The organism is Sphingomonas piscis, from assembly GCF_011300455.1.
GTDB classification, from domain to species: domain Bacteria; phylum Pseudomonadota; class Alphaproteobacteria; order Sphingomonadales; family Sphingomonadaceae; genus Sphingomicrobium; species Sphingomicrobium piscis.
In genome coordinates, this window is record NZ_CP049869.1 from 2,213,745 (window position 1) to 2,225,571 (window position 11,827).

Annotated in this window: 12 protein-coding genes; 7 read left to right on the forward strand and 5 right to left on the reverse strand. The window is 62.7% G+C overall.

Going from position 1 to position 11,827, the window contains the following annotated elements; genetic code table 11:
- Nucleotides 1-7: 7 nt before the first annotated feature.
- Nucleotides 8-232: a 30S ribosomal protein S18 gene (gene rpsR / locus G7077_RS11255; RefSeq protein ID WP_114228749.1), complete on the reverse strand. Its 225-nt coding sequence runs from the start codon at nucleotides 230-232 to the stop codon at nucleotides 8-10.
- On the reverse strand, nucleotides 232-642 hold the full coding sequence (gene rpsF, locus G7077_RS11260) for a 30S ribosomal protein S6 (RefSeq protein WP_166411784.1): 411 nt from the start codon (nucleotides 640-642) through the stop codon (nucleotides 232-234). Before rpsF ends, rpsR begins: the two co-directional genes overlap by 1 nt.
- A gap of 216 nt (nucleotides 643-858) precedes the next feature.
- On the opposite strand from rpsF, the gene G7077_RS11265 reads away from it, so the two are divergent.
- The 6 genes from G7077_RS11265 to dnaJ all read left to right on the forward strand — a co-directional run bounded on the left by G7077_RS11265 (nucleotide 859) and on the right by dnaJ (nucleotide 8,057).
- Nucleotides 859-2,511 carry a GH39 family glycosyl hydrolase gene (locus G7077_RS11265; protein ID WP_166411785.1) on the forward strand — a complete coding sequence of 551 codons (1,653 nt, stop codon included), beginning with the start codon at nucleotides 859-861 and terminating at the stop codon, nucleotides 2,509-2,511.
- Between the two features lie 75 nt (nucleotides 2,512-2,586).
- The gene (gene fabD, locus G7077_RS11270; RefSeq protein ID WP_166411786.1) at nucleotides 2,587-3,525 is read left to right on the forward strand and encodes an ACP S-malonyltransferase; all 939 of its coding nucleotides are present in this window, start codon (nucleotides 2,587-2,589) and stop codon (nucleotides 3,523-3,525) included.
- Nucleotides 3,525-4,265 carry a 3-oxoacyl-[acyl-carrier-protein] reductase gene (gene fabG / locus G7077_RS11275; protein WP_166411787.1) on the forward strand — a complete coding sequence of 247 codons (741 nt, stop codon included), beginning with the start codon at nucleotides 3,525-3,527 and terminating at the stop codon, nucleotides 4,263-4,265. Before fabD ends, fabG begins: the two co-directional genes overlap by 1 nt.
- A gap of 31 nt (nucleotides 4,266-4,296) precedes the next feature.
- On the forward strand, nucleotides 4,297-4,812 hold the full coding sequence (locus G7077_RS11280) for a hypothetical protein (protein WP_166411788.1): 516 nt from the start codon (nucleotides 4,297-4,299) through the stop codon (nucleotides 4,810-4,812).
- A 126-nt stretch (nucleotides 4,813-4,938) separates the two neighbouring features.
- Nucleotides 4,939-6,870, forward strand: coding sequence for a molecular chaperone DnaK (gene dnaK / locus G7077_RS11285; RefSeq protein ID WP_166412459.1), 1,932 nt, complete (start codon nucleotides 4,939-4,941; stop codon nucleotides 6,868-6,870).
- Nucleotides 6,871-6,932: 62 nt separating this feature from the next.
- Nucleotides 6,933-8,057 carry a molecular chaperone DnaJ gene (dnaJ, locus tag G7077_RS11290; RefSeq protein ID WP_425505282.1) on the forward strand — a complete coding sequence of 375 codons (1,125 nt, stop codon included), beginning with the start codon at nucleotides 6,933-6,935 and terminating at the stop codon, nucleotides 8,055-8,057.
- Here dnaJ and G7077_RS11295 read toward each other — a convergent pair whose 3' ends face one another.
- Both G7077_RS11295 and purB read right to left on the reverse strand, forming a co-directional pair.
- Nucleotides 8,058-8,858: a phytochrome family protein gene (locus G7077_RS11295; protein WP_166411790.1), complete on the reverse strand. Its 801-nt coding sequence runs from the start codon at nucleotides 8,856-8,858 to the stop codon at nucleotides 8,058-8,060.
- Nucleotides 8,859-8,927: 69 nt separating this feature from the next.
- A complete protein-coding gene (gene purB, locus G7077_RS11300) occupies nucleotides 8,928-10,262 on the reverse strand; it encodes an adenylosuccinate lyase (RefSeq protein ID WP_166411791.1) in 1,335 nt (444 codons plus the stop codon).
- Between the two features lie 113 nt (nucleotides 10,263-10,375).
- Here purB and G7077_RS11305 point away from each other — a divergent pair, with 113 nt between their 5' ends.
- Nucleotides 10,376-11,038, forward strand: coding sequence for an FkbM family methyltransferase (locus G7077_RS11305; protein ID WP_166411792.1), 663 nt, complete (start codon nucleotides 10,376-10,378; stop codon nucleotides 11,036-11,038).
- Nucleotides 11,039-11,081: 43 nt separating this feature from the next.
- On the opposite strand, the gene radC is transcribed toward G7077_RS11305, so the two are convergent.
- Nucleotides 11,082-11,780, reverse strand: coding sequence for a RadC family protein (radC, locus tag G7077_RS11310; RefSeq protein ID WP_166411793.1), 699 nt, complete (start codon nucleotides 11,778-11,780; stop codon nucleotides 11,082-11,084).
- Nucleotides 11,781-11,827: the final 47 nt, after the last annotated feature.

An 11,827-nucleotide genomic window follows, 5' to 3' on the forward strand; every position in this document is an offset into this window, starting at 1 on the left:
ACTCTCCTTACTTAACGACATAGGGAAGCAGGCCGAGGTGGCGCGCGCGCTTGATCGCCTTCGCCAGCTCACGCTGCTTCTTGGTGGAGACGGCGGTGATCCGCGACGGCACAATCTTGCCGCGCTCGGACACGAAGCCCTGAAGCAGGCGCACGTCCTTGTAATCGATCCGAGGAGCATCCTTGCCCGAGAACGGGCAGCTCTTGCGGCGGCGGAAAAATGCGCGGGCCATTATTCAGCCTCCTCTTCACGGCGGAAACCGCCACGGTCACCACCACGGCCGCCACGATCGCCGTCGCCCCGCGGCGCACGGTCGCGCTCCTGGCGGCGCATCATCGCGGACGGGCCCTTTTCATGCTCGTCAACGCGAATGGTCATGAAGCGAATGACGTCTTCGTTGATGTTGGTCTGGCGCTCGAGCTCCGCAATCGCGGCCGCCGGAGCGTCGACATCGAGAGCGACGTAGTGCGCCTTGCGGTTCTTGGCGATGCGATAAGCGAGGCTGCGCAGCCCCCAGGTTTCGGCCTTGACGACCTTGCCACCATTTTCGGTGAGAATGTTGGTTGCGTTTTCCGCCAGCGCATCGACCTGGGCCTGAGCCAGGTCCTGACGCGCGAGGAAAACATGCTCGTACAACGGCATGCGTGTCTCTTCATGTTGGCCGATCGCTGACTTGCCCCCGTGGCAAGCCCCTCCGGCTGTCGTTCCAAAAAACACAGGCGCAGAGGACATGCCCCAGCGCCAGTGCCGCGGCCTATGGCTCAAAGCCGGTCAGAAAGCAAGGCGGCAGACCGCCCGCCGCCATCTTCCCCGCTACCTCGTGACGTGCAACAGAAGCGACCGAGAGAGAGGGTAACCATGCGGCAATTCATTCGGCCAGCGATTGTGGCTGCACTGGCAATCGGCACGGCGGCACAGGCCCACCCAAAGGCATTTCCGGTCACCATCACAGTCGATGCTTCGAAGACGATCGGAGAACTCAAGCCCGTGTGGCGCTTCTTCGGTGCTGATGAACCGAACTTCGCGACGATGAAGGATGGCCGCAAGCTGCTCGGTGAACTTGGTGCACTGAAACCCGGCGGCGTCTACTTCCGCGCGCACAACCTGCTTACCTCGGGGGATGGCACCCCATCGTTCAAGTGGGGCAGCACCGGGATCTACCGAGAGGATGCGGACGGCAAGCCGGTTTACGACTTCACGGTCGTCGACCGAATCATCGACACCTACCTCGAGCGCGGGATCCATCCATATCTACAGCTCGGCTTTATGCCGGAGGCGATGTCGAGTGCCCCCAAGGGCACGCCGTACCAGCACAATTGGCGCCCGGGATTCGGCAGCGACTCTCTTCAGGGCGGTTGGAACTACCCACCAAAAGATTACGCTAAGTGGGGCGAGCTGATCTTCCAATGGACCCGCCACAACGTCGAACGCTACGGCGCCGGCGAGGTCCAAAAATGGTATTTCGAGACCTGGAACGAGCCCAACCTCGACATCTACTGGAAAGGCACGTCGGAAGAATTCTTCCGCATGCATGACGAGGCGATCCGGGCAGTTCGCCGCGCCCTCCCAAGCGCTCGGGTTGGCGGACCGGATGTGGCTGGGTCGGGCGGCGCCTTCATGGATGCCTTCCTCGCCCACGCACGCTCAGGCGACGCAGCGCCGACCAACTTTCTCTCCTTCCATGCCAAAGGATCGCCCACGTTCGAGAACGGCCACGTGCGGATGGGCATCGCCGCCCAGTTGAAGACGGTGGACGAAGGGTTTGCCAAGATTGCTGCAGCCGGCCCGCTCGCGAACAAACCGATCGTCATCGGTGAAAGCGATCCCGAGGGGTGTGCCGCCTGTTCCAGCCCGCAGAACGGCTACCGCAACGGCACGATGTACTCCAGCTACACGGCCGCAAGCTTCGCCCGAATCTGGGAGCTTGCGCGGCGGCACAAGGTCAATCTGGAAGGTGTGCTGACCTGGGCATTTACCTTCGAGAACCAGCCCTATTTCGCGGGTTACCGGCAGTTGGCGAGCAATGGCATCGACCTGCCGGTGCTCAATACTTTCCGGATGTTTGCCCGCCTCGGTGAACAGCAGGTGGCGGCTAGCAGCAGTGGGCAGCTAGCGCTCGACAACATCATGGCCGATGGTGTGCGTGGCACGCCGGACGTGGGCGTGCTCGCGACCCGTACGAGCCGGGGCGTGGTCGCGTTGATGATCTGGAACTACCATGATGACGATATCGCCGGTCCCGACGCTGCAGTCAGCCTTCAGCTCCGCGGGTTTGCCTCTCGGCGTCCAACCAAGGCGACTCTCTGGCGCGTCGACAAGAGGCACGGTAACAGCTTCGCCGCGTGGCAGGCGCTTGGATCCCCGGCTGCCATGGACGAGAAACAATATGCGACGGTGGAGAAGGCCGCTGCAATGACGCCGGAAACGATGCCGGTGGCATTTGCTCGTGGCCAGGCCCAGTTGAACGTCTCGGTCCCGCGTCAGGGTGTGCTGCTGGTTGAGCTACAATAGCCATTCGGGTTGCGGCGACCGGAGGGCTGTGCAATCCGCCCGCGCTTGAATTTTGCAAACCAGCGAGAGATTTGAATGCGTGCGTTTCTTTTCCCTGGGCAGGGCAGTCAAGCTGTCGGCATGGGCGCGGCTTTAGCTGATGCGAGTGCGGCCGCGCGGCACGTGTTCGGCGAGGTCGACGAGGCGCTCGGCCAAAACCTGTTCCGGTTGATGCGCGAGGGGCCGGACGAGGAACTGAGGCTTACGGAGAACGCGCAACCCGCGATCATGGCGCACGCACTGGCGGTCTTCGCGAGTTTGACCCGCGAGGGCGGTGTATCGCTGGAAAAAGCGGCCCACTTCGTCGCTGGCCATAGCCTTGGCGAATATTCGGCGCTGGCGGCCGCCGGCAGCTTCGACCTTTCGACAACCGCAAGGCTACTGAAGCTTCGTGGGAAGGCGATGCAATCTGCGGTTCCTGTCGGCGAAGGTGCGATGGCGGCCTTGCTTGGTGCCGATCTCGCACTTGCGCAGAAGATCGCGGATGCCGCTGCCGAGGGCGAAGTCTGCACCGTCGCTAACGATAACGACCCGTCGCAGGTGGTCATCTCGGGTCACAAGGGCGCGATCGATCGTGCCGTCGATATTGCCAAGGACATGGGGGCCAAACGAGCGGTGCTGCTGCCCGTGTCCGCACCCTTCCATTGCCCGCTTATGCAGCTTGCAGCAGACGCCATGGCCAAGGCGTTGGACGAAGTCGTGCTTCAAGAGCCAACGATCTCGCTCTACGCCAATGTCACGGCGCAGCCGACCAGCGAAACCGAGACCATCCGTACTCAGCTGGTGGAGCAGGTAACCGGCATGGTTCGATGGCGCGAAAGCATCGCGAACATGGCGACGGCAGGTGTCGAGGAATTTGTCGAACTCGGCGGCAAGGTGCTCGGACCGATGGTGAAACGGATTGCACCGGACGCGAAGGTCACCAGCGTGGTGACGATCGACGACATTGAAGCGCTTGCGAAGGAGATCGCCTGATGTTCGACCTAAGCGGAATGACCGCGCTCGTGACGGGTGCGTCGGGCGGCCTTGGCAGCGCAATCGCCAAGGCGCTCGCGAGCCAGGGCGCGCGGCTCGCCGTATCCGGAAGCAATGTCGACAAGCTGGAAGGCTTTCGTGCGACGCTCGGCGGCGATCATGTCGCGCTGCCGTGCAATCTGTCGGACGGTGGAGCTGTGGACGAGTTGGTCCCGCAGGCTGTCGAGGCGCTCGGCGGAAAGCTCGACATTCTCGTCAACAATGCCGGCGTCACTCGCGACACTCTGCTGATGAGAATGAAGGATGAGGACTTCGCCGAGGTGTTGCGCGTCAACCTCGAGGCGGCGTTCCGGTTGATGCGCGCGGCGACCAAGCCGATGATGAAGGCACGCTTCGGCCGCATCATCTCCGTGACGTCCGTTGTCGGAGTGACCGGCAACCCGGGACAGGCAAACTATGTCGCGTCGAAGGCCGGCCTGATCGGTATGACCAAGTCGGTGGCGCAGGAACTCGCCAGCCGCGGTGTGACCGTGAACTGCATCGCACCGGGCTTCATGGCCTCGGCGATGACCGACGCGCTTAACGAGCAGCAGCGGGCGGGCATCCTGTCCCGTATCCCGGCCGGAGCCATGGGGACGGGTGAGGACATCGGTGCTGCGGCCGTCTATCTGGCAAGCCGTGAAGCAGGTTACGTGACGGGCCAGACCCTGCACGTGAACGGCGGCATGGCGATGATCTAAAGTGCAGCCGGGGGCTAAGATTTTGAATAGGATGATGAGGGCGGCTGCGATTGCGGCTGCGGTGACAGTTGCGCCGCCGATTGCGGCGCAGAGTTCCAATCAGCAGATGCTGGAAATGGCGAAGACGATCCGTGCGCAGGCGGAGCAGCTGAAGAGCAGCCTTTCGCCCGACGATTATCAGGCCATGCTCGATAGCGCCGCCCAGATCGAAAAGGATGTGAAGGCCGGCGGGTTCTCGGCTCCTGCCGGTCAGGAAGTGCCCTCCATCTCCAAGAAGATTTCCGATGAGCATAACGGCCGTCTGGAATGGCTTACTGCGGAGGAAGCCTGCGTCGGCTTCCAATGGGAGAATTGGCGCACTTATGCGATGACCGTTGGCCCTGCGCTTCCTGGCCGTAACCAGCGCTGCAAGGCCGCATTCGCGGAGTACGAGACTTACTTCAAGCTGGCCCGGGATGGCCGGGGGGCCGAGGCGAACCGCCACCTTGAAGCCTACGAGCGGCTCGCGCACGAGGCAGTTGATTACTTCAACGCCAACAAGGGTTGATCCACTCGGCGCAGCCCTGTGCACGGCGCAGCCTTGTCGTGCCGCGGACCGCACCTATATCGCCCACGAAATCAACGTAATCGGCTGCCTGCTTAGGGGCCGACAGGGGCAATGAAGAGGAAGAATATGGCCAAGGTCATCGGTATCGACTTGGGCACCACCAACAGCTGCGTCGCAGTGATGGAAGGGAGCACACCCAAGGTCATCGAGAATGCGGAAGGCGCGCGTACCACGCCTTCGGTTGTGGCTTTCACGAAGGACGGCGAGCGCCTGATCGGGCAGCCGGCGAAGCGTCAGGCCGTGACCAATCCGGACAACACGATTTTCGCGGTGAAGCGCCTGATCGGCCGCCGCTTCGACGATCCCGTCACCAAGAAAGACACCGAGCTGGTCCCGTACGAGATCGTGCCTGGGAACAATGGCGACGCGTGGGTGAAGGCGGGCGGCAAGGATTATTCGCCGTCGCAAGTCTCGGCGTTCACGCTTCAGAAGATGAAGGAAACCGCCGAGGCCTATCTCGGCGAGACGGTTACCCAGGCGGTGATCACCGTTCCGGCATATTTCAACGACGCGCAGCGCCAGGCGACCAAGGACGCGGGCCAGATCGCGGGCCTTGAAGTGCTCCGCATCATCAACGAGCCGACGGCGGCGGCGCTGGCCTACGGCCTCGACAAGAACGACGGCAAGACCATTGCGGTGTACGACCTCGGCGGCGGCACGTTCGACGTGTCGGTGCTGGAGATTGGCGACGGCGTGTTCGAGGTGAAGTCGACCAACGGCGACACCTTCCTTGGTGGTGAGGACTTCGACGCCAAGATCGTGGATTATCTCGCCGATCGCTTCAAGGCGAAGGAAGGCATTGATCTCCGCACCGACCGGCTCGCGCTGCAGCGTCTGAAGGAAGCGGCCGAAAAGGCGAAGATCGAACTGAGTTCCGCGGCGACGACCGAGATCAACCAGCCGTTCATCACCGCCCGCATGGAAGGCGGCGCGACGACCCCGCTGCACCTCGTGGAAACGATTAGCCGCGCGGATCTCGAGAAGCTGGTTGCCGACCTGATCGACCGCACGCTGGAGCCTTGCCGCAAGGCGCTCAAGGACGCCGGCATCGATGCCAAGGGCATCGACGAAGTGGTCCTCGTCGGGGGCATGACCCGCATGCCGCGCGTGCGTGAAGTCGTGAAGGAGTTCTTCGGCAAGGAGCCGCACACCGGCGTCAATCCGGACGAAGTCGTCGCCATGGGCGCGGCGATCCAGGCCGGCGTTCTGCAGGGCGACGTCAAGGACGTGCTGCTCCTCGACGTCACGCCGCTGTCCTTGGGCATCGAGACGCTTGGCGGCGTCTTCACCCGGATGATCGACCGCAACACGACCATTCCGACGAAGAAGAGCCAGGTCTTCTCGACCGCGGACGACAATCAGAACGCCGTCACCATCCGGGTTTTCCAGGGTGAGCGCGAGATGGCGGCCGACAACAAGGTGCTCGGCCAGTTCGACCTGGTCGGCATACCCCCGGCGCCGCGCGGCGTGCCGCAGATCGAGGTGACCTTCGACATCGACGCCAATGGCATCGTCAACGTGTCGGCCAAGGACAAGGGCACCGGCAAGGAGCAGCAGATCCGCATCCAGGCGTCCGGCGGTCTCGCCGATGCCGACATCGAAAAGATGGTCAAGGAAGCGGAGCAGTTCGCCGAGGAGGACAAGAAGCGTCGCGCGGCTGCCGAGGCCAAGAACAACGCCGAAAGCCTCATCCACTCGACCGAGAAGCAGCTCGCCGAGCATGGCGACAAGGTCTCAGCCGACGTTAAGTCGGAGATCGAGACTGCGATCGCCGAGGCGAAGACCGCGGTCGAGAGCAACGATCCCGACCAGATGACGGAGAAGACCAACGCGCTTACCCAGGCGGCGATGAAGCTTGGTCAGGCCATGTACGAGCAGCAGCAGGCTTCGGCGGCTCAGGCCGGTGAAAACGCTGAGAGCTCGGAGCAGGCCAAGCCGGCCGACGAGGATGTCGTCGACGCTGAATTCTCCGAAGTCGACGAAGAACCCAAGGCGTAACTGATGAGCAGGCGGGTGCCGGCTAGCAAAAGGTCGGCACCCCCGTCGCCTGCGGGGGAAGCGTGATGGTCGAGACGGACTATTACGAATTGCTGGGTGTTGAGCGCACGGCGGACGACCGGACGCTCAAGGCCGCCTATCGTAAGCTGGCGATGGAATATCACCCTGACCGGCAGGGCGGGTGCAAGGACAGTGAGGCCAAGTTCAAGGCGATCAACGAAGCCTATGATTGCCTCAAGGATCCGCAAAAGCGCGCCGCCTACGACCGCTTCGGCAAAGCTGCGTTCCAGAATGGCGGAGGAGGCGGAAGCCCGTTCGGCGAGCAGGGCTTCGACGGCTTCTCCGACATCTTCTCATCGATCTTCGGCGATTTCATGGATCCGCGTGGGCAGCGTCAGAACGCCGCTCGCGGGTCGGATCTTCGCTACGATCTCGAACTGACACTTGAGGAAGCGTTTCACGGCAAGGAAGCCAGCATCACCGTGGAGGCGCTCGCCCGCTGCGACACCTGCGGCGGCAAGGGCTGCGCCAAGACGGACAATTGTGCCGCCACCTGCAAGACTTGCAACGGCATGGGCAAGGTCCGTGCGCAGCAGGGCTTTTTCGTGGTCGAACGCGGTTGTCCGACGTGCCGTGGCAGCGGCGAAGTCATCGCCGACCCATGCCGCGCCTGCGAGGGCGAGGGACGGACAGTGAAGCGTCGCGCGCTCTCCGTGAAGATTCCGGCCGGCGTCGATGAGGGCACGCGCATTCGCGTGACGGGCGAGGGGGAGGCGGGCGTTCGCGGCGCCACCAGCGGGGACCTCTACATCTTCGTGCACATGAAGCGGCATCCGATCTATGCCCGTGAAGGCACGACCCTAGTGGCCGACTGTCCGGTGACCTTCACCACGGCGGCGCTTGGCGGCGTCATCAGCCTGCCCGGCCTGGATGGGGCCAAGGTCGACCTCAAGATCCCAGCCGGCGTTCAGTCGGGCGAGCAAATCCGCCAGCGCGGAGCCGGCATGTCCATCCTCAACAGCCGGGGCCGCGGCGACCTGGTCGCCCGGATCCATGTCGAGACGCCGACCCGAATGTCGGCCAAGCAGAAGAAGTTGCTGGAAGAATTCCGCGAGACGGAAACGGGTGACGAGTGCCCGTCGGCAAAGAGCTTCTTCGGCCGGATCAAGGACGCCTTCGGGGTCTGATCAGCCCCCTTTGCCCATTGTGTAGACCTGGGCGAACAGTTCGGCAGCGGCGTGCGTCTCAAAACAAGGCTTTGCGGGCGACTGGCTGTCGCAACTGAAGATCTCGGCCTGCTTGCCGTTCACCGAAACCGGCACGTTCATCAGCGAACGAATGCCAAGGCTTTTCAATTGCTCCGCCTGATCCCGCGTCGGTGCGCGAAGCAGCGCGATGCTTGAGGCCGCTGCATCATTGCCGCGCGGGTGAACGGGTACGGCCTCCGCGTTTACGTCGAAGACGATAGGCGGCAGCGAACCAAGGTCGACGGTGCCGCGAGAGGGGAAGTTGCTGCGGCTGCAATCCGCCTTGAGCGCCCCATCGCTTCCCGCCAGCAGCACCCGGTCAAAGCCGCAGAGTGCGCGCATCCGCCGCGCCACTGCGGCATCGTCGCAGTCGGGCAAGCCTTCCAGAAGACGGCTGATCGTCCCCATCGAAGCGCCGAAGCTGTCGGCGCTCATCACGCCTTCCAGGATGTAGCGGCCGTCGGCCTGCTGGAAGGCGATGTCGAGGAAGGTCTGGCCGTCGGTCAGGCGTACTCGGTAGGCCCGAGCAATTCCGCTGGCGCTGCGCTGCCGCGACAGGCTGTTGCGGAGGTCGTGCAGCGGTTGCGCAAGCGTGAACTTGGCGAGCGGCTCGCCGACCATGCGCACATGATATTCGCCGAGGAACCTGTGCACGTTCTCCGAGGCGCGGAGCACGATCCAGTCGGCTGAAAGCTCGAGCAGGAAGCCCGATTGCTGAACGCTAAAGCTCTCGTTACTCACTGAAGTTGTCGCGTCCCCGCTTGGCTCCGGTCCGTGCTCATTAGCGCAGGGATGCCCGGAAAGCTCCGATTAAATCTTCGGCTCAGCTGCCCCAAACACCCGTTCGAAGATCGTATCCACCCGCGCCATGTGGTGCCCGAGATCGAACAGCCGCTCCAGCTCCTCCGCACTCATCTTTTCCGCAACTTGCGGATCGTCCTTCAGCAATTGGAGAAGCGACAGTTGCCCGTCCGATTCCCACACCTTCATGGCGTTCCGCTGAACAAGCGCATAGCTGTCCTCGCGGCTGAGGCCAGCGTGCGTTAGCGCCAGCAGCACTCGTTGCGAATGGACCAGTCCGCCCATCCGGTCGAGGTTCTTTTGCATCCGCTCGGGGTAGACGACCAGCTTGTCGACGACGCCCGTCAGCCGCGCCAGCGCGAAGTCGAGCGTAATGGTTGCATCCGGACCGATGTAGCGCTCCACGGACGAGTGGGAGATATCCCGCTCGTGCCACAAGGCGACATTCTCCAATGCCGGGGTAACGGCGCTTCGCACCACCCGGGCCAAGCCGGTGAGATTCTCGGTCAGCACGGGATTGCGCTTGTGCGGCATCGCCGAGCTGCCCTTTTGACCCGGCGAGAAATATTCCTCGGCCTCAAGCACCTCGGTCCGCTGCAGGTGCCGAATTTCCACAGCCAGCCGCTCGATCGATGAAGCGACAACGCCAAGCGTGGCGAAGAACATGGCGTGCCGGTCGCGGGGGATGACCTGCGTCGACACTGGCTCCGGAGTCAGCCCAAGCTCCTGCGCCACATGCGCTTCCACCGCAGGATCGATGTTCGCAAAGGTTCCGACCGCGCCGGATATGGCGCAAGTGGCGATGTCCTCCCTCGCCGCCACCAGTCGGGTGCGGCATCGGTCGAACTCGGCATAAGCCTGCGCCAGTTTCAGCCCGAAGGTGGTCGGCTCGGCATGAATGCCGTGGCTGCGCCCGATGGTGGGTGTGAGCTTATGCTCGAACGCCCGACGCTTCAGCACCGCCAAAAGCTCGTCGAGGTCGCGGATCAGCAGGTCGGCCGCCTGCTTCAGCTGCACGGCCAGCGCAGTGTCGAGCACGTCGGAACTGGTCATGCCCTGGTGCAGATAGCGGCTCTCCGGACCCATCTTGCTTCCAGCCCAGGTCAGGAAGGCGATCACATCATGCTTGGTGACCGCCTCGATCTCGTCGATGGCGGCGATGTCGATCTCGCCCAATACATCAGCGTCGTAAGCCGCCCGGATTTTCTGCGCGTCGGCGGCGGGGATCATACCGATCCTCCCCATCGCCTCGGCTGCGAACACCTCGATTGCGAACCAGATGCAGTAGCGGTTTTCGGGCGACCAGATGGCCGTCATCTCGGGGCGGGAATAGCGGGGTACCATGGACGCGGCGGCTAGCAGAGCGTTGGCCGGGCATCAAATCACAAGGCACGGCAGAAGGAGAAAGGCCTGAAAAGGGTTGAATTTCGCCAGCCCGCCGTCACAGGGTCGCAGCAATGATCAAGATAGGCGACTTCTTCTTCCCCGATGGTGAAAAGCATTTTGCCAAGTTCGGGGATTCGGTTTTCGAATATGGCAGCCGGGATCGTCAGGCGGCGTACCGCTATGTGAAGCAGTGGCGCCGCGCGCTCGATGTCGGAGCCAATGTCGGGATATTCTCCTGCGACTTTGCCAGCCGCTTCGACCATGTCGTCGCCTTCGAGCCGGTGCCGAGAACTCGGGACTGTCTGGTTCTCAACGTCCCGCCGAACGTCCAGGTCGAGCCGTTCGCGGTCGCCGATCAGGAAGGTGTGCTGACCATGTATCCGACCGTGCTCAACTGCGGCGGCTCGTTCATCTCCAATCATCCCGAGGTGATGACCCCGGAGGTCTCTGCCAAAGGCAAGGAGCAGATCGAGGTCCAGGTCAGAACCATCGACAGTTACGGGTTCGATGAGGTGGACTTGATCAAGCTCGACATCCAGGGTGCTGAATATCTCGCTTTGCTGGGTGCCAAGGAGACCATCGTCCGCAATCGACCGGTGGTCTTGGTCGAGCAGAAAGCGGTAAATGCCGAGCACATTCCCATCATCAAGAAGACTTCCCGGATGTTGCGGTCCTGGGGAATGACGGCGAAGGAAATCGCCCAGTCGGACCGCGTGTTCATCTTCGAGGACTGACACAACACAACACTCTAAGACAGCGGCGAAGTGCAGGGCGCTTCTAGATCAGCCCCATCGCCCGCATGCTTGATCGTCCAGAGGAGCCCACGATCACATGGTCGTGGACCGTCACCTTCATGTGGCGGCCAGCGTCGATCAAGTCGCGGGTCAGTCGAATATCCTGTTGGCTGGGGCTCGGGTCGCCACTCGGGTGATTGTGAACGATGATGATTGCCGTCGCACCAAGCTGTATGGATCGGGCGATGACCTCCCGAACGTGGACGGCCGCTTCGTCCACCGACCCTTGCCACATACGCTCGTTCGCCAGCAGCATGTTCTTGGAATTGAGGAACAGCACCCGCACTTCCTCGATCGGTGAGTGTGCCATCGCCGCCTGGAGGTAATCGCCGAGCGCGTCCCAGCTGGAAATTACAGGGCGACCTTCGATGCGTGTCTCCAAAAGCCGGAGCGCCGTCGCTTCGGCAATCTTCAGGGCGGCAACCACACCTTCGGTCAGACCTTCGCGCTTCAACGTCTCGGCGTCGGCGGAGAGCAGTGGGCCGATGCCGCCGAAGCGAGCGATCAACGTTTTTGCCTGCGCTTTGGTGTCGCGGCGCGGGATAGCCAGCGCGAGCAGATATTGCACCAACTCATGGTCGAGCAGGCCTTTGCCCGCTCCCTCGAATAGTCGCTTGCGAAGGCGCGCGCGATGACCCTCGCTTGCCCCGGTGTCAGAAATTTTGGAGGCAAGCTCGTTCATGGCGCCCTTCGCGCAATCAACCGAGCCTCTATGCCTTAAACGTCACA

What these genes read in the sequence shown, in the direction of transcription:
- rpsR (WP_114228749.1), bottom strand. Translation starts at nt 232, where the DNA reads ATGGCCCGCGCATTTTTCCGCCGCCGCAAGAGCTGCCCGTTCTCGGGC.
- fabG (WP_166411787.1), top strand. Translation starts at nt 3,525, where the DNA reads ATGTTCGACCTAAGCGGAATGACCGCGCTCGTGACGGGTGCGTCGGGC.
- G7077_RS11305 (WP_166411792.1), top strand. Translation starts at nt 10,376, where the DNA reads ATGATCAAGATAGGCGACTTCTTCTTCCCCGATGGTGAAAAGCATTTT.
- G7077_RS11280 (WP_166411788.1), top strand. Translation starts at nt 4,297, where the DNA reads ATGATGAGGGCGGCTGCGATTGCGGCTGCGGTGACAGTTGCGCCGCCG.
- purB (WP_166411791.1), bottom strand. Translation starts at nt 10,262, where the DNA reads ATGGTACCCCGCTATTCCCGCCCCGAGATGACGGCCATCTGGTCGCCC.
- radC (WP_166411793.1), bottom strand. Translation starts at nt 11,780, where the DNA reads ATGAACGAGCTTGCCTCCAAAATTTCTGACACCGGGGCAAGCGAGGGT.
- G7077_RS11265 (WP_166411785.1), top strand. Translation starts at nt 859, where the DNA reads ATGCGGCAATTCATTCGGCCAGCGATTGTGGCTGCACTGGCAATCGGC.
- rpsF (WP_166411784.1), bottom strand. Translation starts at nt 642, where the DNA reads ATGCCGTTGTACGAGCATGTTTTCCTCGCGCGTCAGGACCTGGCTCAG.
- fabD (WP_166411786.1), top strand. Translation starts at nt 2,587, where the DNA reads ATGCGTGCGTTTCTTTTCCCTGGGCAGGGCAGTCAAGCTGTCGGCATG.
- dnaK (WP_166412459.1), top strand. Translation starts at nt 4,939, where the DNA reads ATGGCCAAGGTCATCGGTATCGACTTGGGCACCACCAACAGCTGCGTC.